Annotated in this window: 23 protein-coding genes and 1 tRNA gene; 1 reads left to right on the plus strand and 23 read right to left on the minus strand. The window is 70.5% G+C overall.

Annotation, left to right across the window (positions count from 1 at the left end):
• Window positions 1–63 precede the first annotated feature (63 nt).
• The 20 genes from AB0K02_RS17910 to AB0K02_RS18005 form a co-directional block, all read right to left on the minus strand.
• Window positions 64–879 (minus strand): F0F1 ATP synthase subunit delta, encoded by an 816-nt coding sequence (locus AB0K02_RS17910; protein WP_365993404.1) that lies wholly within the window; start codon window positions 877–879, stop codon window positions 64–66.
• Window positions 876–1,424 (minus strand): F0F1 ATP synthase subunit B, encoded by a 549-nt coding sequence (locus tag AB0K02_RS17915; protein ID WP_177147596.1) that lies wholly within the window; start codon window positions 1,422–1,424, stop codon window positions 876–878. Before AB0K02_RS17915 ends, AB0K02_RS17910 begins: the two co-directional genes overlap by 4 nt.
• Before the next feature lie 41 nt (window positions 1,425–1,465).
• Window positions 1,466–1,702, minus strand: coding sequence for an ATP synthase F0 subunit C (gene atpE, locus AB0K02_RS17920; RefSeq protein WP_147988146.1), 237 nt, complete (start codon window positions 1,700–1,702; stop codon window positions 1,466–1,468).
• A 72-nt stretch (window positions 1,703–1,774) separates the two neighbouring features.
• Window positions 1,775–2,545 carry a F0F1 ATP synthase subunit A gene (gene atpB, locus AB0K02_RS17925; protein WP_365993521.1) on the minus strand — a complete coding sequence of 257 codons (771 nt, stop codon included), beginning with the start codon at window positions 2,543–2,545 and terminating at the stop codon, window positions 1,775–1,777.
• A 274-nt stretch (window positions 2,546–2,819) separates the two neighbouring features.
• On the minus strand, window positions 2,820–3,257 hold the full coding sequence (locus tag AB0K02_RS17930) for a hypothetical protein (protein WP_365993405.1): 438 nt from the start codon (window positions 3,255–3,257) through the stop codon (window positions 2,820–2,822).
• 350 nt (window positions 3,258–3,607) lie between these two features.
• Window positions 3,608–4,942 (minus strand): MraY family glycosyltransferase, encoded by a 1,335-nt coding sequence (locus AB0K02_RS17935; protein ID WP_365993406.1) that lies wholly within the window; start codon window positions 4,940–4,942, stop codon window positions 3,608–3,610.
• 101 nt (window positions 4,943–5,043) lie between these two features.
• Window positions 5,044–6,303, minus strand: coding sequence for a serine hydroxymethyltransferase (glyA, locus tag AB0K02_RS17940; RefSeq protein ID WP_365993407.1), 1,260 nt, complete (start codon window positions 6,301–6,303; stop codon window positions 5,044–5,046).
• A gap of 131 nt (window positions 6,304–6,434) precedes the next feature.
• Window positions 6,435–7,085 carry a protein-tyrosine-phosphatase gene (locus AB0K02_RS17945; protein WP_365993408.1) on the minus strand — a complete coding sequence of 217 codons (651 nt, stop codon included), beginning with the start codon at window positions 7,083–7,085 and terminating at the stop codon, window positions 6,435–6,437.
• Between the two features lie 28 nt (window positions 7,086–7,113).
• Window positions 7,114–7,761, minus strand: a complete 648-nt coding sequence (locus AB0K02_RS17950; protein WP_177147591.1) for an L-threonylcarbamoyladenylate synthase — start codon at window positions 7,759–7,761, stop codon at window positions 7,114–7,116.
• A gap of 184 nt (window positions 7,762–7,945) precedes the next feature.
• Window positions 7,946–8,791, minus strand: a complete 846-nt coding sequence (gene prmC / locus AB0K02_RS17955; RefSeq protein WP_365993409.1) for a peptide chain release factor N(5)-glutamine methyltransferase — start codon at window positions 8,789–8,791, stop codon at window positions 7,946–7,948.
• A 41-nt stretch (window positions 8,792–8,832) separates the two neighbouring features.
• Window positions 8,833–9,912: a peptide chain release factor 1 gene (gene prfA / locus AB0K02_RS17960; protein WP_365993410.1), complete on the minus strand. Its 1,080-nt coding sequence runs from the start codon at window positions 9,910–9,912 to the stop codon at window positions 8,833–8,835.
• Between the two features lie 108 nt (window positions 9,913–10,020).
• A complete protein-coding gene (rpmE, locus tag AB0K02_RS17965; protein WP_264247201.1) occupies window positions 10,021–10,245 on the minus strand; it encodes a 50S ribosomal protein L31 in 225 nt (74 codons plus the stop codon).
• A 263-nt stretch (window positions 10,246–10,508) separates the two neighbouring features.
• Entirely contained in the window at window positions 10,509–11,630 is a 1,122-nt protein-coding gene (locus tag AB0K02_RS17970; protein ID WP_365993411.1) for an LCP family protein, read from the minus strand.
• Between the two features lie 184 nt (window positions 11,631–11,814).
• Entirely contained in the window at window positions 11,815–13,866 is a 2,052-nt protein-coding gene (gene rho, locus AB0K02_RS17975) for a transcription termination factor Rho (RefSeq protein WP_365993412.1), read from the minus strand.
• Between the two features lie 388 nt (window positions 13,867–14,254).
• Window positions 14,255–15,175: a homoserine kinase gene (thrB, locus tag AB0K02_RS17980; protein WP_365993413.1), complete on the minus strand. Its 921-nt coding sequence runs from the start codon at window positions 15,173–15,175 to the stop codon at window positions 14,255–14,257.
• A 344-nt stretch (window positions 15,176–15,519) separates the two neighbouring features.
• Window positions 15,520–16,590, minus strand: a complete 1,071-nt coding sequence (gene thrC, locus AB0K02_RS17985) for a threonine synthase (protein ID WP_365993414.1) — start codon at window positions 16,588–16,590, stop codon at window positions 15,520–15,522.
• A gap of 7 nt (window positions 16,591–16,597) precedes the next feature.
• On the minus strand, window positions 16,598–17,890 hold the full coding sequence (locus tag AB0K02_RS17990) for a homoserine dehydrogenase (RefSeq protein ID WP_365993415.1): 1,293 nt from the start codon (window positions 17,888–17,890) through the stop codon (window positions 16,598–16,600).
• A gap of 95 nt (window positions 17,891–17,985) precedes the next feature.
• On the minus strand, window positions 17,986–19,377 hold the full coding sequence (lysA, locus tag AB0K02_RS17995; protein WP_365993416.1) for a diaminopimelate decarboxylase: 1,392 nt from the start codon (window positions 19,375–19,377) through the stop codon (window positions 17,986–17,988).
• 14 nt (window positions 19,378–19,391) lie between these two features.
• On the minus strand, window positions 19,392–20,333 hold the full coding sequence (gene nrtL / locus AB0K02_RS18000) for an ArgS-related anticodon-binding protein NrtL (protein WP_365993417.1): 942 nt from the start codon (window positions 20,331–20,333) through the stop codon (window positions 19,392–19,394).
• A 249-nt stretch (window positions 20,334–20,582) separates the two neighbouring features.
• On the minus strand, window positions 20,583–21,029 hold the full coding sequence (locus tag AB0K02_RS18005) for a response regulator (protein WP_365993418.1): 447 nt from the start codon (window positions 21,027–21,029) through the stop codon (window positions 20,583–20,585).
• 193 nt (window positions 21,030–21,222) lie between these two features.
• Here AB0K02_RS18005 and AB0K02_RS18010 point away from each other — a divergent pair.
• A tRNA-Arg gene (locus AB0K02_RS18010) sits at window positions 21,223–21,294 on the plus strand.
• Window positions 21,295–21,512: 218 nt separating this feature from the next.
• Here the strand turns inward: AB0K02_RS18010 and AB0K02_RS18015 are convergent.
• Genes AB0K02_RS18015 through AB0K02_RS18025 form a run of 3 tightly spaced genes read right to left on the minus strand, consistent with a single transcriptional unit; the run spans window position 21,513 to window position 24,357 of the window.
• Window positions 21,513–22,886 carry a site-specific integrase gene (locus AB0K02_RS18015; RefSeq protein WP_365993419.1) on the minus strand — a complete coding sequence of 458 codons (1,374 nt, stop codon included), beginning with the start codon at window positions 22,884–22,886 and terminating at the stop codon, window positions 21,513–21,515.
• Complete coding sequence (locus tag AB0K02_RS18020; RefSeq protein ID WP_365993420.1) at window positions 22,883–23,080, minus strand: helix-turn-helix domain-containing protein; 198 nt, start codon at window positions 23,078–23,080, stop codon at window positions 22,883–22,885. Before AB0K02_RS18020 ends, AB0K02_RS18015 begins: the two co-directional genes overlap by 4 nt.
• Window positions 23,077–24,357 (minus strand): replication initiator, encoded by a 1,281-nt coding sequence (locus AB0K02_RS18025; protein ID WP_365993522.1) that lies wholly within the window; start codon window positions 24,355–24,357, stop codon window positions 23,077–23,079. The genes AB0K02_RS18020 and AB0K02_RS18025 overlap by 4 nt, the downstream gene beginning before the upstream one ends.
• Window positions 24,358–24,397: the final 40 nt, after the last annotated feature.

Consider the following 24,397-nt stretch of genomic DNA (forward strand, 5'->3'; position numbering starts at 1 on the left):
CAATCTCTGCACGGCCCAACCGGGCCGCTGGTCTTGCCAATTCAGTTGTGCGCGGCTGAGTGGTCAGCCGGCGATCCGACGCTTGGCCTCGTCGAGCCGCTCCGAGATCGTGCCGTTGATGACCTCGTCACCGACGCGCACCGAGATCCCGCCGAGGACCTCGGGGTCCACCTCGAGATTCAGGTGCATCTCGCGGCCGTACATCCGCGCCAGACCCGCGCCGAGGCGCTGCTTCTGCGCGTCGGTCAGCGGCACCGCGGAGGTGACGACGGCGACCATCCGGTTCCGGCGTCCCGCGGCCAGCTTGGAGAGGGACTCGAGTCCCGCTTCCAGGCTACGTCCGCGCGGGTGGGTGACGAGACGGACGACCAGGCGCTCGGTGACCTGCTCGGCCTTGCCGCCGAGCAGACCGCTCAGCAGCTCGCTCTTGGCGGCGGCCGTGGCGGACCGGTTGGTCAGCGCGGACCGCAGCTCGGTGCTGGACGCGAGGATCCGGCCGAACCGGAACAGCTCGTCCTCGACGTTGTCGAGCGCACCGGTCTGCTGGGCGGCCGTGAGGTCTGCGGTGTTCGCCAGCTCCTCGAGCGCGTCGACCAGGTCGCGGGACTGCGACCACCGGGCGCGGACCATGCCCTTGACCAGGTCGACGGTCTCGCCGCCCACCTGGCCGCCGAGCACGCGGCCCGCCAGCTCGGCCTTCGCCTCGCCGGCCTGCGCCGGGTCGGTCAGGACCCGACGCAGCGACACCTCACGGTCGAGCAGCGCGGTGACGGCGGCCAGCTCGCCGGCGAGCTTCGCCGCGTCGACCGACGTGTTGTCGGTCAGCGCGTCGAGGGACTCGTGCGCGGCGGCCAGCGCCTCGCGGCTGGCTCCGTTCATCGTGCGACCTCGGCCTTCGCCTCGAGCTCGTCGAGGAAGCGGTCGATGGTGCGGCTCTGCCGGGCGTGGTCCTCGAGGGACTCGCCGACGAGCTTGCCGGCCAGGTCGGTGGCGAGCTTGCCCACGTCCTGACGCAGCGCCGCGGCCGCGGCCTTGCGGTCGGCCTCGATCTGGGCGTGGCCGGCCGCGATGATCTCCTCACGCTGCCGCTGGCCTTCCGCCTTCATCTCAGCGATGATCGCGGTGCCCTGCTCGGTGGCTTCCTGGCGCAGCCGTGCGGCCTCGTGGCGGGCCTCGGCGAGCTGGGCCTTGTACTGCTCCAGGACGCTTTCGGCCTCGATCTTGGCCGCGTCGGCCTTCTCCATGCCGCCTTCGATGGCTTCGCGACGCTCTTCGAGAACACGGTTGATGTTCGGGAGGAGCTTCTTCGCGAAGAAGAAGAAGACGATGGCGAAGGCGATCGTGCCGACGAGCAGCTCGGGGCCCGGCGGAAGGAGCGGGTTCTGCTCCTCCGTGGCCGCCAGCTGAACGATGTTGGCGATCACATCAGTGCCTTTCGTCGAAAAGTGTCGTCAGTGAGACGTGATTACTGACCGAACACGAACGGCATAACGATGCCGATCAGGGCGAGCGCCTCACAGAAGGCGAAGCCCAGGATCTGGTTGGCACGGATCAGGCCGGCAGCCTCGGGCTGACGGGCCAGGGCCTGGGTGCCGTTGCCGAAGACGATGCCGACGCCGATGCCGGGGCCGATCGCGGCGAGGCCGTAGCCGATGGAGCCGAGCGAACCGGTGACCTGGGCGAGGGTCTCAGTGGCAGCCATGCTGATTCTTCCTTTTCATGTACGGACCGGTGGGGGTTGACCACCGGACGTTTTCGGGGTCCGTGCTGAGGCTCAGTGGTGCTCGGCGAGAGCGCCCTGAATGTAGGTGCAGGCCAGGAGGACGAAGACGTACGCCTGGACGGCCTGCACGAAGAGCTCGAAGACGATCATGGCCATGGTCATCACGAACGAGACACCGGCGGCCGGGATCATGTAGCTGTTCAGCAGGTACCAGGAGGCGACGGTGAACATCACCAGCATCAGGTGACCGGCGAACATGTTGGCGAAGAGTCGCACCGCGTGCGTGAACGGGCGGACGAGCAGGTTCGAGAAGAACTCGATGAACGAGACCAGCCACTTGATCGGGCCGAGCGAGTTGTCGTAGCCGGTGATGTTCTTCCAGCCGCCGACGAAGCCGTGACGCTTGAAGGTCAGCGACACCCAGATCACGTAGACCAGCAGGGCGAGCACGGCCGGGTAGGCGATGATCGACGACACCGGGAACTGCGCCAGCGGGACGACGGACCAGACGTTCATGATCCAGACGAAGAAGAAGATCGAGACCATGAGCGGGACGTACTTCTCGCCCTCGCGCTTGCCGAGGGTCTCGTAGACGATGCCGCGGCGTACGAAGTCGTAGCCGGCCTCGCCGATCATCTGCAGCTTGCCCGGCACGACCTTCGCCTTGCCGAACGCCATCGTGAAGAACGTGACGATCAGCAGCGTGGTGATCAGCGCGAGCAGCATCACCTTGTTGAACTCGAAGCCGCCTACGTGAAAGATCGGCTTGAAGAGGAAGGAGTGCAGGCCCGGCGCCGGAAAGCCACAGCCGTTGTCGGCCAGGATGCGGCAGCTCCAGTCAAAGGCGAGCGTGGTCTGTTCAGCACTCACCGCGGGCTCCTTCGGCGTGACGCATGGGTTCGGCAACCTCGTTGTGTCGGAGCGGCGCGCAGCCGCGAGTCGGCACCGGACTGGTGTTTCGGATGTGGGGGCGGCTCTCAGGCATCAAAGCCTCGCGATCGAGCAGGCGTCAGCTCGGATGCCCGCGCCCGCAGTGCCGCAGTTGGCACCGGACGATAGCAGGGTCTCGAACGGGCATTTATCCCGGCCCTACCTGTCACGTCGAGGACCCCGTCTTCTCGCCCTGACGGGAATCAGACGGTTCCGGCTCAACGTAGAGGATCTTGGCCTTCATGTGGGCGCGGGCCTGAGCCGCCACCCAGACGACCGTGGCCGCGACCAGCGTCACAGCGAAGGCCTTGGGGTTGAACAGCGTCGTGTCCTTGAAGACCGCGACGAAGACGAACAGCACGAGCAGCTGCGTCGTGTAGAGCATCAGGCCCATTGCCTGGAAAAGGTGCGGGAACTGCTTTGCGGTCCGCTGCAGGACGAGAACGCCGATCCCCATGAAGAGAATGACCACCGCGGCAGCCACGACCGCGCCCAGCGCACCCTTTCCACCGGCGACCACCCCACTGATCACAGCGGCGATCACGCCGGCGGCAGCGGTGGGTACGACGGTGGGAAGAAGTGAGCGTGCGTCGTTGGACGGCATGGCGGCAGCTCCGCTTGCTGGTGGGGGCAGTGGTGTCGTCATGGACGAGCGTAGGCCCGGTCCCGAGATGGGCCTCGGGGGCCAACGGACCGTCGCACTACGGTCCTTCGGCGCTGTCTCCGGGTCTCGTGAACGGTATCACAAACTATTTGATGAGGTCTTTACCCAGGGGTGTGCCAACTCTCACACATGAGAGTGAGGCTGCGCGTGTGTGCACGACAAAACGCCGCATTACCTGCTATTAGGGCACGCCCGTGCGGCACGTCGGCGGCTTTCACCGGAACGAGGGTGTCGCGAATGCCCGGATCCCTCAGGCAGCAGGCCGGATAACGACGCACCGGGCCCGGGGCTCAGCGCGCCGAGCCCGCGTTGTCCCGTTCGCGGAAGCGGGAACGGCCGCCGATCGCCGTCGCTCCGTTCACGCCGCTGACCCCCACGCCCACCGGGACCCGCTCCTCGTCCTCGTACGACGGGGACGACGTGCCCGGCGGCGGCGTGAGCGCCCCCCTCGCCGGCCCGCGGCGGCGGTAGCGCGGCGGGACGAAGGACTCCGCCCACCGCGGCGCCCTCGGCGTGAAGCGCGGCAGGAGCAGCAGCACCAGGCCCACCGCGCTCAGCGCCACGATCACCAGCACGATCCACATCGACGCCGAGTGCACCGAGTACGCGACCGTGCCGAACGCGATCAGCGCCGACCAGAAGTACATGATCAGCACCGCGCGGCTGTGGGAGTGGCCGATCTCCAGCAGGCGGTGGTGGAGGTGGCCGCGGTCCGCCGCGAACGGCGACTGGCCGCGCCACGTGCGGCGCACGATCGCCAGCAGGAGGTCCGCGACCGGCAGCGCCGTGATCGTCAGCGGCAGCAGCAGCGGGATGAAGACCGGGAGCATCGCGTGCGTCGCCTCACGCTCGCCGCCCACGAAGATGCCCAGCCGGTCGGGGTCGACCTGGCCCGTGATGGAGATGGCGCCGGCCGCCAGCACCAGACCGATCAGCATGGACCCCGAGTCGCCCATGAAGATCCGCGCCGGGTGCATGTTGTGCGGCAGAAAGCCCAGGCACATGCCCATCAGGATCGCGGCGAACAGCGTCGCGGGGGCGGCGGACTCGATCCCGTAGCCGTACCAGAGGCGGTAGGCGTACATGAAGAACGCGCCGGAGGTGATGCACACCATCCCGGCCGCGAGCCCGTCGAGGCCGTCGACGAAGTTGACCGCGTTGATGGTGAGGACCACCAGCGCGACCGTCAGGAGATTGCCCTGCCAGGCGGTCAGTGAGACGGTGCCGACACCGGGCACCGGGATCCACAGGATGGTCAGGCCCTGCACGACCATGACCCCGGCGGCGATCATCTGCCCGCCGAGCTTGATCAGCGCGTCGATCTCGAACTTGTCGTCGAGGACGCCGATCAGCCAGATCAGAGCCGCGCCCGACAGCAGGGCACGCGGTTCGTTCGACAGCTCGAAGACGTCGTTGAGGTTCGCCAGGTGGTCCGCGAAGAGCAGACCGGCGCACAGGCCGCCGAACATGGCGATACCGCCGAGCCGCGGTGTCGGTTCCCGGTGCACGTCACGCGCACGGATCTCCGGCATCGCGCCGGCGGCGATGGCGAACTTCCGCACCGGTCCGGTCAGCAGATAAGTCACTGCGACCGTGACACAGAGCGTCAGCAGGTACTCGCGCACTGATTCCCCATGGGTTGGACGACGCGCCGCTCCACACCTTAAGACATGGGACGACTGGGAAGGGCCGACAGTTGCACGGCCTCCACAGCCTCCGCTCGACGTCAGCGGGGATACGGCGGGAAGCTCCCGGTCAGCTCCCGTACCCGGTCGAGTACCCGCCCGTCCTCGCGAACCGCCGCCCCGAACAGCGTCGCGATCCGCGCCATCTCCGGCCGGCCCATGCCCTGCGTGGTGACCGCGGCCGTCCCGAGCCGGATGCCGCGGCCGTCCCCGTAGGGGAGGGCACATGTGTCGAGCACCATGCCGGCGGCGGCCAGCCGGCCCCGCGCGGTGCGGCCGTCGACGCCGAGACCGGCCGGGTCCGCGCCGATGATGTGCGTGTCCGTGCCGCCCGTCAGGACCGCGAAGCCCTCGGCCGCGAGGGCCTCGGCGAGCGCCCTGGCGTTGGCGACCACCTGATGGGCGTACGCGCGGTACGCGGGCGTCGCCGCCTCGCCGAAGGCGACGGCCTTGGCCGCGATCGTGTGCATCTGCGCGCCGCCCTGCGTGAACGGGAACACCGCGCGGTCGATGCGGTCCGCCAGCTCGGCCCCGCACAGGATCATGCCGCCGCGCGGGCCGCGCAGCACCTTGTGCGTGGTGGCGCAGACCACGTCGGCGTACGGGACGGGGCTGGGTGCCGCGCCGCCCGCCACCAGACCGATGGGGTGCGCCGCGTCGGCGATCAGATACGCGCCCACCTCGTCGGCGATCTCGCGGAAGGCCGCGTAGTCGGGGTGGCGCGGGTAGGAGATCGAACCGCAGACGATCGCCTTCGGCCGGTGCTGGCGCGCCAGGTGGCGCACCTGGTCGTAGTCGATGAGGCCGGTCTCGGCGTCGACGCCGTACGCGACGAAGTCGAACCAGCGCCCCGAGAAGTTCGCCCGCGAGCCGTGCGTGAGGTGCCCGCCGTACGGCAGCCCCATCGCGAGGACGGTGTCGCCGGGCCTCAGCAGCGCCGCGTACGCCGCCAGCACCGCCGAGGACCCCGAGTGCGGCTGCACATTGGCGTGTTCGGCACCGAACAGGGTCATCGCCCGTTCGACGGCGAGCCGTTCGGCGGCGTCCACCAGCTCGCAGCCGCCGTGGTGGCGGGCCCCCGGATAACCCTCGGCGTACTTGTTCGCGAGGGGCGAGCCGAGGGCCGCGAGGACCGCGGGCGAGGTGAAGTTCTCCGCCGCGATGAGCTGCAGCGAGGCGGCCTGTCGCTGCGCCTCGCCGAGGAGGATGTCGGCGGCCTGCGGATCCTGGCGGCGCAGCGCCTCGAAGGACGGGCTGTCGTAGACGGCCGGTACGGAACGCACTTCAGGGGTCACGGACATGACGGCTCCGGTCGTCGTCGGGGCGCTGCGGCACCTCCAATGTAGGACCGGGGCGGGGTGTGCGCGCGGTGTACGGCCGGGCCGGTTCGGCCGGCCGCCGCGGGGCACCACCCGGTGCGGCGCGCCGGACGTCAGCGCCGCGACTCCACACCCGTGAGCGCGGTGACCACGGGGTCCAGCGCCTGGTGGATCTCGTCGCCGATCGAACGGAAGAACGTGATCGGGGCGCCGTACGGGTCGAACACCTCATCCGCGTCCGGGCTCGGAGCCAGCAGCCACCCGCGTAGAGCCGCGGCCGCGCGCACCAGCGCACGCGCGCGCTCGACCATGCCGTCCTCCCGCGGGTGGGGCAGCGTGGCCGGGTCGATGGCCCGCACGAGCCGGGTGAACTCCTTGAGCGTGAAGGTCCGCAGGCCCGCCGAGTGCCCCATCGAGATCACCTGGGCCCGGTGGTCGCGGGTCGCGGTGAGGACCAGGTCCGCGCGGATGACGTGCTCGTCGAGCAGTTCGCGGCCGACGAAGCCGCTGGCGTCGGCGCCGAAGTCCGCGAGGACGATCTCCGCGTTGGCCTCCATGGGGGCGCCCTCGTGGCCCCAGGTGCCGGCGCTCTCCACGATGAGGCCGCCCGTGAGGGGGTCGCCGAGGCGGTCGCTCAGGGCATGGCGGGTCAGCCGCTCGGTGATGGGCGAGCGGCAGACGTTGCCGGTGCTGACGTGGAGGATGCGGAAGGTCGACTCCGTTCTGCCGGTCTCCGCTATGCCACGCCCCTCAGGGGCGGTCACTGGGCCCGCCCCCGGTTGCTCGCTCGCCTCACGGAGCCACCTCGAGGTCGGGTACGACCTTGCGCAGCTCGTCCGCCGAGAGCGCTCCCTCGCGCAGCAGGACCGGGACCTTGCCGGTGACGTCGACGATGGAGGACGGCACGATGCCCGGGGTCGGGCCGCCGTCGAGGTAGACGGAGACGGAGTCGCCGAGCATCTCCTGCGCGGCGTCGCAGTCCTCGGGCGAGGGGTGTCCCGTGAGATTGGCGCTGGAGACCGCCATCGGGCCCACCTCGGTGAGCAGTTCGATGGCGACCGGGTGCAACGGCATACGGATCGCGACGGTCCCCCGGGTGTCGCCGAGGTCCCACTGCAGCGAGGGCTGGTGCTTGGCGACAAGGGTCAGCGCGCCCGGCCAGAAGGCGTCGACGAGCTCCCACGCCTGCTCGGAGAAGTCCGTGACGAGCCCGTGCAGGGTGTTCGGGGAGCCGATGAGGACGGGTGTGGGCATGTTGCGGCCGCGCCCCTTGGCCGCCAGCAGGTCGGCCACGGCCTCGGAGGTGAAGGCGTCGGCCCCGATCCCGTACACGGTGTCGGTGGGCAGCACGACGAGCTCGCCGCGGCGGACCGCGGAGGCGGCTTCGCGCAGCCCGGTGGTGCGGTCCGTCGCGTCGTTGCAGTCGTATCGGCGAGCCATCAGCGGGCCTCCCTTTTCCTGGTCACTCGGTTCTTCTCCGGGGCGCCGACGACCCCGCCGACGGCCGACCGTGCCCGGTCTCCCCCAGACCCCGTCCGGGGGTGCCCCCACTCGCTTTCGGCGGCGCCGAACCCCTTCGGCTCACTTACTGCGGGCGTCTTCGGCGCCCCCGGGGCCGACGCCGTCATGGCATCGCCTTGCGCGCGGTCGCGAACCGCGGCCGGTTGTTCAGATCCGGATGGTCGGCGGCGTCGGCCCAGCCGGATTCCTCGTTGAAGATCCACGGCACCTGGCCGCCCTGGGTGTCGGCGTGCTCGACGACGACGAGGCCGCCGGGCCGCAGCAGCCGGTGCGCGGTGCGCTCGATGCCACGGATGGTGTCGAGGCCGTCCTCGCCGGAGAACAACGCCATTTGCGGGTCGTGGTCACGGGCTTCGGGGGCGACGTACTCCCACTCGGTGAGCGGGATGTACGGCGGGTTGGAGATCACCAGGTCGACCTGGCCGTCGAGCTCGGGCAGAGCGCTCAGGGCGTCGCCCTGGTGGACGGTGACCCTGGACCCCTCGGCGTTCTTGCGCGTCCACGTGAGGGCGTCCTCGGACAGCTCCACGGCGTGCACCCGCGAGCGCGGCACCTCCTGCGCCATGGCCAGCGCGATCGCGCCCGATCCCGTGCACAGGTCGACGATGAGCGGCTCGACGACGTCCATGGCGCGTACGGCCTCTATGGCCCAGCCGACCACCGACTCGGTCTCGGGCCGCGGCACGAAGACGCCGGGTCCGACCTGGAGCTCCAGGAAGCGGAAGAAGGCCCGTCCGGTGATGTGCTGCAGCGGCTCGCGCGCCTCACGGCGCGCGACGGCCTCCCAGTAACGGGCGTCGAAGTCCGCGTCCTTGACGGTGTGGAGCTCTCCGCGCTTCACACCGTGGACGTAAGCGGCCAGCTCCTCCGCGTCGAAGCGCGGCGACGGCACGCCGGCGTCGGCCAGCCGCTGGGTGGCCTGGGCCACCTCGGCAAGCAGCAGGTTCACGCGCCCACCCTTCCTGTGACGCTCGTGGGACTGATCGCGGGCTACTGCGCGGCCGCGAGCTTCGCCGCGGAGTCCGCGTCGACGCACGCCTGGATCACGGCGTCGAGATCCCCGTCGAGCACCTGGTCCAAGTTGTACGCCTTGAAGCCGACGCGGTGGTCCGAGATCCGGTTTTCCGGGAAGTTGTACGTCCGGATCTTCTCGGACCGGTCGACGGTGCGGACCTGGCTGCGACGGGCGTCCGCCGCCTCCTTCTCCGCCTCCTCCTGCGCGGCCGCGAGCAGCCTGGAGCGCAGGATACGCATCGCCTGCTCCTTGTTCTGGAGCTGGCTCTTCTCGTTCTGGCAGGAGGCGACGATGCCGGTCGGCAGGTGCGTGATGCGCACGGCGGAGTCGGTCGTGTTGACGGACTGGCCACCGGGGCCGGAGGAACGGTAGACGTCGATCCGCAGGTCGTTGGCGTGGATCTCGACGTCGATCTCCTCGGCCTCCGGCGTGACGAGCACACCGGCCGCGGAGGTGTGGATGCGGCCCTGGGACTCGGTGGCCGGCACGCGCTGCACGCGGTGCACGCCGCCCTCGTACTTCAGCCGCGCCCACACGCCCTGCCCGGGCTCGGTCGCGCCCTGGCCGCCCTTGGTCTTCACGGCGACCTGGACGTCCTTGTAGCCGCCCAGCTCGGACTCGGTGGCGTCGATGATCTCCGTCTTCCAGCCGACGCGCTCGGCGTAGCGCAGGTACATGCGCAGCAGGTCGCCGGCGAACAGGGCGGACTCGTCGCCGCCCGCGCCCGCCTTGACCTCGAGGATGACGTCCTTGTCGTCGCTGGGGTCGCGCGGGACGAGCAGCAGCCGCAGCTTCTCGGTGAGCTCCTCGCGCTGCTTCTCCAGGTCCTTCACCTCGGCGGCGAAGTCGGGGTCGTCCTGCGCGAACTCACGAGCCGTCTCGATGTCCTCACCGGCCTGCTTCCAGGAGCGGTACGTGCCGACGATGGGCGTCAGCTCGGCGTAGCGCTTGTTGAGTCGGCGCGCGTTCGCCTGGTCCGCGTGGACCGAAGGGTCGGCGAGCTTCTTCTCGAGGTCGGCGTGCTCGCCGACCAGTTCCTCGACCGCTTCGAACATCTCCGGGCTCCTGGTTCCGTACACGTGGGGTGGCTGCTGCTCAGAACGGACAAAGCGCCGGTCCCGGCCGCCCCCGGGAGGGCGGCCGACGACCGGCGCAGTGGCTCGCTACTTCTTGGCGGAGCCGGCAGCCTTGCCGAAGCGGGCCTCGAAGCGGGCCACACGGCCACCGGTGTCGAGGATCTTCTGCTTGCCCGTGTAGAACGGGTGGCACTCGGAGCAGACCTCGGCGCGGATGTTGCCGCTCTCGATCGTGCTACGGGTGGTGAACGACGCACCGCAGGTGCAGCTGACCTGGGTCTCGACGTACTCGGGGTGGATGTCGCGCTTCAAGGTGTCTCCTAGATTCGGGAGGGCACCGGGTCGTACGCGCGGATTGCTCGTACGTGAACCGGGGCCGACGTACCAGTCTGCCAGGACCGGCCGTATCTCCCAAAACCGGGGTGCGGCCCGATGTATTCCGGGCCTCTTCGGCGGGTACGGACGGCTTTCGCGGCCGCCTGACCGTGCCGCGGTGGCCGTCGTCCGCAGAGCCGTCGTGCGCCCAGCCGTCGCCCGCCGGGCCGTCGTCCGCGGAGCCGTCGTGCGCGGGGCCGTCACCCGCCGCTGACCACCTCGGCGGCCTCGCCCTTGTCGCCGGCGGAGTCCCGCAGCGCGGCGGCGGGGATCGGCTTGTCCTGCTTGAGCGCCCGCCACACCTGTGTGGCTCCGCTCTCGACGGGGACGACGCGGTTCGGGTCGAGCGGGTCGTAGCGGACCGGCATCGTGACCATGTGGACGTCCTCGGCGCCGAGGGCGCTCAGCCCGCGGGCGAAGCCGACGAGCTCGTTGACGGAGTCGAGCTCGGAGTCCGGGGTGATCGCCTTGCTTCCGGTGTCCGCGAGGTCCAGCAGCTTCTTCGGGTTGCTGAAGACGCCGACGTTCTTCACCTGGTCGATGAACGCCTTCATGAACGCCTGCTGGAGCTGGATGCGCCCCAGGTCGCTGCCGTCGCCGACGCTCTTGCGGGTGCGGACGAGGCCCAGGGACTGTTCGCCGTCGAGCGTGTGGGTGCCGGGCGTCAGGCTGAGGTGGCTCTTGGGATCGTCGATGGGGCGCGTCGTGGTGATCTCCACGCCGCCGAGTTCGTCGATCAGCTTCGTGAAGCCGGTGAAGTCGACCTCGATGTAGTGGTCCATGCGGATGCCGGACATGGCCTCGACGGTCTTGACGGCGCAGGCCGGGCCGCCGACCTCGTACGCCGTGTTGAACATCGCGCGGTGCGCTCCGGCGCGGACGGCGCCCTCGGCGTCGGTGCACTCGGGCCGCTCGACGAGCGTGTCGCGCGGTATGGAGACCACGCTTGCCTTCTCGTGGCCCTGGTAGACGTGCACGACCATCGCGGTGTCGGAGCGGGCGGCGCCTTCGTCGGTGCCGTACGCGCCGTTCGCGCCGGCTCGGGAGTCGGAGCCCAGGACCAGGATGTCCATGGAGCCGTTGTCGATGTTCTTCGGGCGGTCGGTGCCGAGGGCCTGGTTGATGTCGACGCCCTCGAGGTTCCCGTCGACCTTGACGTACACGTACCCCAGGCCGGAGCCGCCGATCAGGACGAGCACGGCCGCCGACCATGCCGCGGCGCTCCACAGCCTGCGGCCCGCCGAGGGCTTCCCGCGGGCCGTGCCGCTCGAGGATCCCCCCACGCCCCCTGGGCGTATCCGGCCGCCGCCGCTCTCGGTCATGGTCTCCTCGACTCCGTCGAACCGCTGCCCCCGGGGTGACAGACGGTGAAGCGCCCGAAAGGGTTGCACGGCCGTCTGAGAAGTCCCTGAGAACGGCGTGTGCCCACCGCGCGTCGCACGGTGGGCACACGGGCCGGCCGGCGCCGGGCCCGTGGTCGGTCCCGGCTGCCGAGGCGAAGATCTCTCAGTCGTTGCCGTTGGCGACGCCGGGAGTGGTCTTCTGGATCTGGAGCAGGAACTCGGCGTTCGACTTCGTCTGCTTCATCTTGTCCAGCAGCAGCTCGATCGCCTGCTGCTGGTCCAGCGCGTGCAGCACGCGGCGCAGCTTCCAGGTGATGGAGAGCTCGTCGCTGCCGAGCAGGATCTCCTCCTTGCGGGTGCCGGACGCGTCGACGTCCACCGCGGGGAAGATGCGCTTGTCGGCGAGCTTCCGGTCGAGCTTGAGTTCGGCGTTGCCGGTGCCCTTGAACTCCTCGAAGATCACCTCGTCCATGCGCGATCCGGTGTCGACCAGCGCGGTGGCCAGGATGGTCAGCGAGCCGCCGTCCTCGATGTTGCGCGCGGCACCGAAGAAGCGCTTCGGCGGGTACAGCGCGGTCGAGTCGACACCACCGGACAGGATGCGCCCGGAGGCCGGGGCCGCCAGGTTGTACGCACGGCCCAGGCGGGTGATCGAGTCGAGCAGGACGACCACGTCGTGACCCAGCTCGACGAGACGCTTGGCGCGCTCGATGGCCAGCTCGGCGACGGTGGTGTGGTCCTCCGCGGGGCGGTCGAAGGTCGAGGAGATGACCTCGCCCTTGACCGACCGCTGCATGTCGGTGACCTCTTCCGGACGCTCGTCGACGAGGACGACCATCAGGTGGCACTCGGGGTTGTTGTGGGTGATCGCGTTGGCGATCGCCTGCATGATCATGGTCTTGCCGGTCTTCGGCGGGGCCACGATCAGGCCGCGCTGGCCCTTGCCGATCGGCGACACGAGGTCGATGATCCGCGTGGTCAGCACACCCGGGTCGGTCTCCAGGCGGAGGCGGTCCTGCGGGTACAGCGGGGTCAGCTTGTTGAACTCGGGGCGGCCGCGGCCCGATTCCGGCGCCATGCCGTTGACCGAGTCGAGGCGGACCAGCGCGTTGAACTTCTCGCGGCGCTCGCCCTCCTTGGGCTGGCGCACGGCACCGGTGACGTGGTCGCCCTTGCGCAGGCCGTTCTTGCGGACCTGGGCGAGGGAGACGTACACGTCGTTCGGGCCGGGCAGGTAGCCGGAGGTCCGGATGAACGCGTAGTTGTCGAGGATGTCCAGGATGCCCGCGACGGGGATCAGGACGTCGTCCTCGGAGACCTGCGGCTCGCCGGTCGCGAAGTCGTCACGGCCGCGGCGGCCGCGGCGGTCGCGGTAGCGGCCGCGGCGTCCGCGCCGGCCGCCGCCGTCCTCGTCGAAGTCGTCCTGCGCGCCGCCGCCCTGCTGGCCCTGCTGGCCGCCCTGGCGCTGCTGGCGCTGGCCGCCCTGCTGGTCGTCGCCCTTGCCGCGGCCGCGCTGACGCTCACCGCGCTCACCGCGATCGCGGCGCTCGCCGCGCTGACCGCGCTCCTGGCGGTCCCGGCGGCCCTCGCCGTCCTGGGCGCCGACAGCGGTCTCGGCCTTGGCCTCGCCCTGCTGCTCGGTCCTGAGGTCCGTCCTGACGTCGGTCTTGACGTCGACGGCCGTGTCGGTGCGCGCCTCGGTACGGGTGTCGGGGCTGCCCGCCTGGGCGGTGGCACGACGACGACGGCGCTCACCGGCCGGCTGCTCGTCTCCCCCAGAGCCCGCGGCCTGGGAGATGCCCCCAGCCGGCTGGCCCGGGATCTCGATCTGCTGCTGGGCGACGGCCTTGTCGGCCTTGTCGGCCTTCTCCTCGGCCGGGGCGGCGGAGTCCTCGCCCGTACGCGCCTTGGAGGTGGTGCGGCGCTTCGGCTTCGCCGGCGCCTCGCCGGCGGCTTCGCTCTTCGCCGGAGAGGCCCCGGTGCCGGCCTGCGCCTCCTTGATGACCTCGATCAGCTGGCTCTTGCGCATGCGCGCAGTGCCCCTGATGCCGAGGCCGGACGCGACCTGCTGCAGCTCGGCCAGGACCATGCCCTCGAGGCCGGTGCCGGAGCGGCGGCGCCGTGCGGTGGTGCCGGAGGCAGCACCTGCGGCGGGCGCGGCGGTGTCGACGTTGTTGTCGGCAGTCACGCCCATCAGATCGGTGGTGTCGCTCACGAAGGGTCCTTCCCTGGAGCGGACGTCGGCCTTCTGGCTCGGCGACCGGTTGTGCTGTCCGGCATCGGCCCGTCGTTGCGGACCGTGTCGGAGCGGTGGTCCCGCCGGTGCAGATCAACGGCGGAGATATACATGCATACGTGCAAGCCCGGCCCGAGGTCCCCCTGCTCGGCCCACTCCTGGGAAAAGCGAGGGGTGTCGTGCCGGTTCCGGAGCGTGCTCGAACTGCTCAGGCAGGCTGCTCAGGCAGTGTGGGAGGCTCTCGGAAGAATGGTGGTCCCGATGAGGGACACGCAGCACCGCGTCGCGATGACGACGGTTGCAGACTTGAGGTTAACACTACCGGCTCCAACAAACATTCCCCCTCTCACTCACCGGCAATCGCGTGTCACTGGGGCGCCAGCGGCAGAACGCTCGCGCCCGCGGCGTCGAAGGCGAGCCGGTTGGCCGCCCATCCCTCGCCCGCCAGCTGTGCGACCTTGTCGGCCACACCGCCCTCGGCCAGCGCGAGCACCGTGGGGCCCGCACCGGAGATGACTGCAGGGACGCCGTCGGCGCGCAGTCGGTTGACCAGCTCGACGCTCTCCGGCATGGCGGGGGCGCGGTACTCCTGGTGCAGCCGGTCCTCGGTGGCGGGCAGCAGCAGCTCGGGGCGCCTGGTCAGGGCCTCGACCAGCAGCGCCGCGCGGCCCGCGTTCGCCGCGGCGTCGACGTGCGGGACGGTGCGCGGCAGCAGTCCGCGGGCCGTCTCGGTCAGCACCGGCTTCGCGGGGACGAAAACCACCGGAACGACGGAATCGGTGGGGTCCATCCTGATCGCGCGGGCCGCTCCGGCCTCGGTCCAGGCCAGGGTGAAGCCGCCGAGCAGACAGGCGGCCACGTTGTCGGGGTGCCCCTCGATCTCGGTGGCGAGCTCCAGCAGCGCCGCGTCGTCGAGCTTCGCGTCGCCGCCTATGGTCACGGCGCGCGCGGCGACGATGCCGGCGCAGATGGCGGCCGAGGACGAACCGAGGCCGCGGCCGTGCGGGATGCGGTTGGCGCAGACGACCTCGAGGCCGCGCGGCTGCCCGCCGAGCAGGTCGAAGGCGGTGCGCAGGGAGCGCACGAGCAGGTGGCTCTCGTCGCGGGGCAGCGTCTCGGCGCCCTCGCCCGCGATGTCGATGTGCAGACCGGAATCCGCGACCCGGACGACGACGTCGTCGTACAGGCCGAGCGACAGCCCGAGGGCGTCGAAGCCCGGACCGAGGTTGGCGCTGGTGGCGGGGACGCGCACCCGGACGGCGGCGGCACGGAACGCTGGACCGGCCATCGCTCGACGACTCTCCTTGGTTCTGAACTGTGAGATGTACGAGATTTGTTCGAGAGGACGAACACCCGATGGCCTCAATGGCAACAACACCGCGGCATATGCGGCGGGGCGGGTTCGGGTACAGCCTATCGAAGGAAGGTTCACCCGCGACATAGGGCGCACAGGAGGCGCACGATGCGTGTCGCGGCCCCCCTGTGCCCCTGCGTGGGCCGTTGTCCCGGTTGCCGTACTGTCCAGTAGGGCAACCGGGCGGCCACCAGGGGGCTTTGAGCCGGATCCCGCTCGGCGGGACCCGGCCCGAGGGCACCTGCCCGGCCGGTCGGGGCCGGACAGGGCCGAAGGCTCTAGGCCAGGCCGAGACGCTCGGCCGCTGCCGCGGCGTCCACCGGGACGGTGACCGGCTGGGGTGCTCCGGCGACGGCCCAGTCGGGGTCCTTCAGGCCGTTGCCGGTGACCGTGCACACGATCTTCTGGCCCGGGTCGACCTTGCCCTGCTCCGCGGCCTTCAGCAGACCGGCGACGGACGCGGCCGACGCCGGCTCGACGAAGACGCCCTCCTGCGAGGCCAACAGGCGGTAGGCACGCAGGATCTCACGGTCCGTCACCTCGTCGATGAAGCCGCCCGACTCGTCGCGCGCGGCGAGCGCCTGCTTCCAGGAGGCAGGGTTGCCGATCCGGATCGCGGTGGCGATCGTGGAGGGGTCCTTGACGACCTCGCCGCGCACGATCGGCGCGGATCCGGATGCCTGGAAGCCCCACATGCGGGGCGTCCGGGAGGCCATCTTGTCGCCGGCGTACTCGGTGTACCCCTTCCAGTACGCCGTGATGTTGCCGGCGTTGCCCACGGGGAGCACATGGATGTCGGGGGCGTCGCCGAGCGCGTCGACGATCTCGAAGGAGGCGGTCTTCTGGCCCTCGATGCGGTACGGGTTGACCGAATTGACCAGCGCCACCGGATAGTTCTCGGACAGGCGGCGGGCCAGGTTCAGGCAGTCGTCGAAGTTGCCGTCGACCTGGAGGATCTTCGAGCCGTAGACCAGCGCCTGGCCCATCTTGCCGAGCGCGATCTTCCCCTGCGGGACGAGCACGGCGCAGACCATCCCGGCGCGCACCGCATAGGCGGCGGCGGACGCGGAGGTGTTGCCGGTGGAGGCGCAGATGACGGCCTGCGCGCCCTCCTCCTTGGCCCGGGTGATGGCCATCGTCATACCGCGGTCCTTGAAGGACCCGGTGGGGTTGGCGCCCTCGACCTTGAGGTGCACCTCGCAGCCCGTGCGCTCGGAGAGGACCTGCGCCGGGACGAGCGGCGTGCCACCCTCACGGAGCGTGACGACGGGCGTCGTGTCCGTGACCGGAAGGCGGTCCCGGTACTCCTCGATGATGCCGCGCCACTGGTGGGTGCCGTTGGTGGTCATGGGTCCCTTACTCCCCTTCAACACGCATGATGCTGGCGACACCGCGCACGGTGTCGAGCTTGCGCAGCGCCTCGACGGTCCCGGACAGGGCGGCGTCGGGCGCGCGGTGGGTGACGACGACGAGCGATGCCTCGCCGTCCTTGCCCTGCTGGCGCACCGTATCGATGGATACGCCGTGCTCGGCGAAGACCGTCGCGACCTGGGCGAGGACGCCCGGCTTGTCGGCCACGTCGAGGCTGATGTGGTACCGCGTCACCACGTCGCCCATGGGGCTCACGGGCAGCTGGGTGTACACGGATTCGCCGGGCCCCGTTGCCTCGGCGAGCTTGTTGCGGCAGACGGCGACGAGGTCGCCGAGGACCGCGGAGGCGGTCGGCGAGCCGCCCGCGCCGGGGCCGTAGAACATGAGCCGGCCGGCGGCCTCGGCCTCGACGAACACCGCGTTGTACGCCTCGCGGACCGACGCCAGCGGGTGGCTGAGCGGGATCATCGCGGGGTGCACGCGCGCGGTGACGGACTGGCCGTCGGCGGCGCGCTCGCAGATGGCGAGCAGCTTGATGGTGCAGCCCATGCGCTTGGCGGAGGCGAAGTCGGCGGCGGTGACCTCGGTCATGCCCTCGCGGTAGACGTCGTCGAGCCGTACGCGGGTGTGGAAGGCGATCCCGGCCAGGATGGCGGCCTTGGCGGCCGCGTCGAACCCTTCGACGTCGGCGGTGGGATCCGCTTCGGCGTACCCCAGGGCGGTCGCCTCGTCCAGCGCCTCCGAGTAGCCGGCCCCGGACGTGTCCATCTTGTCCAGGATGAAGTTGGTCGTGCCGTTGACGATGCCGAGGACGCGGTTGACCTTGTCGCCCGCGAGGGACTCGCGCAGCGGCCTGATCAGCGGGATCGCGCCCGCGACGGCCGCTTCGAAGTACAGGTCGCGGCCGTGCTGCTCGGCGGCGGCGTAGAGCGTCGCCCCGTCCTCGGCGAGGAGCGCCTTGTTGGCGGAGACGACGGAGGCGCCGTGCTCGAACGCGGTGGTGATCAGGGCGCGCGCCGGCTCGATGCCGCCGATGACCTCGACGACCACGTCGATGTCGCCGCGTTTGACCAGCGCGGTGGCGTCGGTGGTGACCAGCTCGTCGGGGATCCCGGCGCGCACCTTCCCGGGGCGGCGCACGGCGACCCCGGCGAGCTCCACCGGGGCGCCGATGCGCGCGGCGAGGTCGTCGGCGTGCGTCGTCATGATGCGCGCCACCTCTGAGCCGACCACACCACAGCCCAGCAGCGCCACCTTCAGCGGACGCGTACGCATCATCCGACCTCGTTTCTCTTACTTCTACGGTTGGACCAGTCTCACCCACCGGACCGGAGTTTCTATCCCTCGTCCGGCATTCGAGACACCTATCTCAATTAACCGACGTCGAGACGCAGGAGATCTTCCTCCGTCTCACGCCGGACGATCACCCGCGCCTCGCCGTCCTTGACGGCGACGACGGGCGGGCGAAGTGCGTGGTTGTAGTTGCTGGCCATGGAGCGGCAGTACGCGCCGGTGGCCGGGACGGCGATCAGGTCGCCGGGCGCCAGGTCGGCCGGCAGGAACGCGTCCCTGACCACGATGTCGCCACTCTCACAGTGCTTGCCGACGACACGGCTCAGCATCGGCGCCGCGTCCGACGTCCGCGACACGAGCGCGACGCTGTACTCGGCGTCGTACAGCGCGGTGCGGATGTTGTCCGACATGCCGCCGTCGACACTGACGTACGTCCGCAGGCCCTCCAGCGGCTTGACCGTACCGACCTCGTACAGCGTGAAGGCCGTCGGCCCGACGATGGCGCGGCCCGGCTCGACGGAGATGCGGGGGGTGCGCAGCCCGGCGGCCTCGCACTCGCGGGTGACGATCTCGCCGAGGGCCTTCGCGATCTCGTGCGGCTCGCGCGGGTCGTCCTCGGGCGTGTACGCGATGCCCAGACCGCCGCCGAGGTCGATCTCGGGCAGCTCCACGCCGTGCTCGTCCCGCACCTCGGCCAGCAGCTGCACGACGCGGCGGGCCGAGACCTCGAAGCCGGCCATGTCGAAGATCTGCGACCCGATGTGGGAGTGGATGCCGATGAGCTCGAGACCGTCGAGCTTCAGCGCGCGGCGTACGGCCTCGGCGGCCTGCCCGCCCGCGAGCGCGATGCCGAACTTCTGGTCCTCGTGAGCCGTGGCGATGAACTCGTGCGTGTGGGCCTCGACGCCGACGGTCACCCGGATCTGGACCCGCTGCCGCTTGCCGAGGCCCTGCGCGATGTGCGAGACGCGGACGATCTCCTGGAAGGAGTCGAGCACGATGCGCCCCACGCCCGCGCGCACCGCGCGCTCGATCTCGGCCTCCGACTTGTTGTTGCCGTGGAAGGCGATGCGTTCGGCGGGCATACCGGCGTCGAGGGCGGTCGCGAGCTCGCCGCCGGAGCACACGTCCAGATTGAGCCCTTCCTCCGTCAGCCACCGGACGACGGCGCGCGAGAGGAACGCCTTCCCCGCGTAGAACACGTCGGCGTCCTTGCCGAACGCCTCGGCCCAGGCACGGCACCGGGCGCGGAAGTCGGTCTCGTCGAGGAAGTACGCGGGCGTGCCGAACTCCTCGGCGAGCCGGGTGACCTCGAGCCCGCCGACGGTCACCACACCGTCCGTGTTCCGGGTGACGGTGGTGGACCAGACCTTGGCGTCGAGGGCGTTGAGGTCGGTGGGCGGAGCGGTGTAGTGGCCCTCGGGAAGGACGTCGGCGTGACGGGGCCCGGCGGGGTGGGCGGATCGGCTCATCTGTCTCTCACATCTCACAGGTGTTCGGGTGCGCTGATGCCGAGCAGGGACAGGCCACCTGCGAGCACCGTCCCGGCGGCCTCGGCGAGGGCGAGCCGGGAGCGGTGGGCGGCCGAGGGTTTCTCGTCCCCGACGGGCAGCACCGTGTGCTGGAAGGCGAGGAGCGCGTCGGCGGTGACGTCCAGGTGCCGCGCGAGCCGGTCGGGCGCGCGCAGCCGGGCCGCGTCGGCGACGACCCGGGGATGGTCGGCGACGGCGGTGGTGAGGGCGGGGGCGTCGACGTACGCGTCGGGAGCGGCGCCGAAGCCGAGCGCGGCGGCGCCCCTGCTGAGGGCCCTGGCGCGGGCGTGGGCGTAGCGCACCCGGTACAGCGGATTGCGCTCGTGCTGCACGAGGAGCCCCTCGATGCGCGGCCGGTCGTGCGCGGCGGCGGCGAGGAGCGCCCAGCGGGCGGCGTCGCCGCCGAGGGACTCGGCGAGGCCCCCGCGGGGGACGGGGACGACTGTCACGGTCTCGCCGTCGAGGGGCCGCGCCCCGAGCCTGATCAGGGTCTCGGCCCAGACGCGTGCGCGCGGCTCGTCGGCGTGGGCGAAGGCGGTGGCGCGGGGCCCGTCGGGCATGCCGTACCGGTCGCCCTGCTCGCGCACGGTCTCCAAGAGTCGCTGCTGGGCGCTGCCGGCGAGGGTGAAGTTGAGGAATCCGGGCCCGGTGACCTCGACGCGCTCGATGCCGCCGGTGCGGCCGATCCGCTCCTTGAGGAGCGCGGCGACGTCACCGGCGGGCCGCCCGGCGGGCCCCGCGAGCCGGAGGGCGACGTTGGTGGCGTAGTCCCCGCGCCCGCCGGGCCGGGGCCGCTCGATGCGCACGCTCTCGGGCACGGGCGCCCGCAGCACACCGTCCTCCACCGCACGGCACACGGCGTGCAGGACGGTACGGGAGAGCTCGGCGGGTGTCACGGGACAAGCGTATGGGAGGGAGGGGGTGGCTTTGCGAACCGGTTTCGCCATGCGGTCAGCGGGGCGCTGCGGTCCGGCCGGAGTGGGTGACGGGGTGCGGATGCGCCGAGCCCTGGTCGGGGGGCGGTGATCGGACACCGCGTCCTCGTCCCGGGGCGGTGAGTCAGACACCGCGCCTCGTTCCGGGGCGGTGATCGGCCGCTTCCGGGTCGTCCAGCCGCCGTCTGCCCGCCGCTCCCGACGGCCCGGTCAGCCGCGGGCGCTGCCGGCCCGCCCTGCCTGATGCCTGCCGTCTACGGACGGCGGACCCTCCCGGCGCTCGCGGTACATCAGCTGCCGCACGATCCGGACGAGGTCGGCGGGCTCGAAGGGCTTGGCGAGAAAGGCGTCCACGCCCGCGGTGATGCCGGACTCGACCTCGTGCTGCGTGCAGGCGCTGATGATCGCGAGCGGGACGTGCCGGGTGGCGGGATCGGCACGCAGGCGGGCGGCGGTGTGCAGGCCGTCGAGCCGGGGCATGACCACGTCGAGGGTGATCACGTCCGGCCGCACCCGGTGGACGACGTCCAGACACTCGGCACCATCGGCCGCGGTCACGACCTCGAAGCCCTCCAGCTCGAGGTTGACCCTGATCAGCTGCCGAATCACCCGGTTGTCATCGACAACGAGCACTCGGCCGGACGCGTCGCCGGACACAACTCGAGAGTAGGTCCGCGGGCACGGCCGCGTCCGGGTTTTCCCCACTTCCGACACGTGCGGGGGAGACGGGGGCACGAGGGGGCGCAGGGGGCGCGTACGAAGGGGCGTCACCGGCTGGAAATACCTGTTCACAGCGACCCTTCCGGAGCTGGTAGGGTTCTACCCGTCGCCACGCAGCAGCGGGGCGCACGCCCCCGTAGCTCAGGGGATAGAGCAACGGCCTCCGGAGCCGTGTGCGCAGGTTCGAATCCTGCCGGGGGCACCCTTTATGAGGTGCCCAAAGACCCCGTCACCAGCGGAAACGCTGAGAACGGGGTCTTCTTGCGTGTGCAGCCGTATGCCGCTCGGAGCGGGCGTATGTCGGGGTCCGTGGACTATTCGTGGACAGGTCTTGAGTCATCGGCGCAGGTCAGTCCTGGGAACGGCGAAGGCCCCCGGACAGGTCCAGGGGCCTTGGAGCGTAGCGCGCGACAGCGCGTCTCACTCGTACTCGCGCAGGAGATCTTCGATACGCCGGTTCGCCACCTCCTGCCTGCCGTCGAGGCACTTGGCGTACCGGCTGAGCAGAACCTCGACACTGTTGCCGGCGCGCTCGGCCACCTCGGTGGCGTCCACTCCGGCGTTGAGCCACGTGGAGAGCGCGGAGTGTCGGAGGTCGTAGGGTCGCCGGGCGAGCGGTGAGGCGACCGCGGCTGGCGGGAGCGCCAACGCCCGGGCTTCCTGCCAGGCTCGGTAGTAGGTCGAGGAGGAGACCACTCCCCCGTTTTCGCTGAAGAACAGGCGGCCGTCGTCAGCAGTCCCGAAGGTGTCGATGTGCTCGCGGAAGATCCTCACGAGCTGGGGAGGAATCGGCACCCTGCGGACGTCCTCGTTCGGGCGGTTCTTCAAGCCTCGGTCGTCATGACTCTCGCCGGAGTCGGTCCACTGTTTGCCCACACTCGGCCGCGTCCGGTGCAGGAGCGCGGAACCCCAGCCGGAAGCCGGCAGCGTCAGATCCGACTCGGCTAGGCCCACCACCTCAGCGGGACGGAAGCCACCGAAGTACATCCCCGCGAAGAGGCCCACGAGGCGCCGGCCACGGGCTCGCCGGTAGCCGCCGACGTACGAGACGGCGTGGAGGAGAGACCGGGCTTGCTCAGGGTTGGCCACGACCCGCGGGTCCACCTCGCTCGACACCTTGGGCTTCTGCCACCGGATCGACGTCAGGGGATTCTCCGGGAACTCACCCAGGTCTACGGCATAGTGCACGGCATTGACGAGGGTGCGACGCTTCCTCCGCACAGTCTCCGCAGCCGCCGCAGTGCCGTCCAACTTGAGTTTGAGCGAATCGAGAACGGCCCGCCCAATCACCGGGTCGGCCAGATCGGAAAGAGGCCGGGAAGCCTTGGCGACCCAGTGCAGAACGTTGCCGATCTCTGTCGGAAGCACGCGCTCATCGGGGCTGGGAAGGACAAAGGCCCAGTTCCGCAGAGCCTTGCGCAGCAGTCCATCGGACGGGCGCCCAGGCCGGTCGTCGAGGAGAGCCATCGTGACGGACGCAAGGGATTCGTTGATGCCGTCGCGTGTATTCGGCGCAGCATGCGGCCATTTCATGGCGAGGTACTGCAAGGCGAAGGCGTACCAGGTCAGAGCCGATTTCTTCTCCGCCATGGAGCCGGGGAGGCCGGAGTCAGTGTCGAATTCCTCGCCGTCGCGCGCTGCCCGCATCAGCTTGGAGCGGTAGTTGTCGGCCAGCCCCTTGGTCCTGAAGGACTCCGAGAAGACGCGGCCGGCTACTGACCAGCGCACGTCGTACGACGGCTTCTTGGTGTTCCGCTTTCGAACACCCCAGATCTTGACGTCGAGCGAGTTCACGCGGCAGCGCCCTCCAGATCGCGGAGCCATGCGCTGAAATCGTTCCGCCAGACGCGCAGTTCGCCATTGGGTAGCTTGAATGCCGCGGGCCCATGACCCAGCTCACGCCAGCGGTAGAAGGTCCGACGGGAAACGCCGCCTAGCTCGTCAAGGACCTGGCGCACGGTCATCAATTCGTCGTGAGGACGGTTCATGTCGGTTCTCCTTCCGTCCCGCGGGCGTTGGCGAATGAGGCGGCGAGCCATTCTTCGCCGCGGGTGAGTCCGGTTCCGGCGAAGGCCCAGTGCGCGAGGACGAGGGTGGTGTCGTCGTAGTTCTGGTCGGCCGGCACGGCCTGGTCGCCGCGGGCGATGGCTGCTTGGAGGCGTTGCCATTCGGCGCGAGCCTGGCGGAGTGCGCCGAGGGTGGTGGAGTAGCGGCGGGTCTTGGTGGAGAAGTGGCCGCGGAAGCCGAGCATGTGGGCCCAGGCACGGAGTCGGAGGTCTTCCAGGTCTTTGCGGGCGCCGAGGGTCCAGGCCGTGCGGATCAGGCGGCGGGCGTGTTCTGGGATGGACTTGCGGCCGAGTTCGGCGAGGAACTTGATGGGGCGGTCGAGGGTGCCGGTCGCGGTTTCGGCGCCCTTCGTTGCGTACTTGGCGATGTAGGCGGCGACGGCGCGTTCGGTCAGTTCGGTGCCGCCGTCGAAGTCGGCGGCACGAATGGGGCGGATGTCGAGCTGGATGCCGAAGGCGAAGGTGTGAGCGCGGCCGTCGACGACGGGGCCGGGCACGTCAGCAGCGGCGGCGGCGCGAATGGCATCGGCGAGGAGTTCGACGGTGGCCCATGCCGGGGGCGGGCTGTCGCCGCCGTCAGGGCCGTCGAGCCGGATCACGGCATGGAAGTGAATGGCCCCGCGGCGCTGGTACTCGGCGACCTTGGCGAACGAGACGCGAGCGTGCTCCTTGAAGGCGCGCTGCGAGAGCCCGGCACGCTTGGCGACCTCACGGCGCAGGTAGATGGAGAACCGGGCCCAGATCTTCGAGGCATGCGCGTTCCACAGCACGGCCGCTTCGTAGTCGTACGTCTCGGGGTCGAGCGGCGTACCCAATTCGGATGCGTCGGCGGCGTGGGAGATGCCGCAGCGGCAGCGGCCCTTGGCGGGGCGGTTGTGGACGGGGCCGAAGCTGGGGGCGGTGAAGGTGGCGAACACCCTGGGGTGGGTGGCCACGCTTTCGGGGGTGCCTTTGCCGCCGTGCAGGCCTGCGGTGATGAGCTGGTAGGTGTCGCGGCGGTAGGTCACGGCGCAGGCGGGGCAGCGGGTGGTGCGGCGGTTGTTGCAGCGCACGAGGAGGTTCCCGGCCGGGAGGTCGCTGGCGGTGAGGTGGTGCAGGATCTCGCCGGTGCCGATGTGGACGTCGGTGCGGTGGCCGTCGAGGCGGATCGGGGTGGTGCAGCCGCCCAGGCCCCGCAGCTGGCGCATGAGGCCGGGCATGGTGCCGAGCGAGGCGAGGAACGCGAGGTCACGCACGGGA

It is taken from the genome of Streptomyces sp. NPDC049597 (genome assembly GCF_040675505.1).
GTDB lineage: Bacteria > Actinomycetota > Actinomycetes > Streptomycetales > Streptomycetaceae > Streptomyces.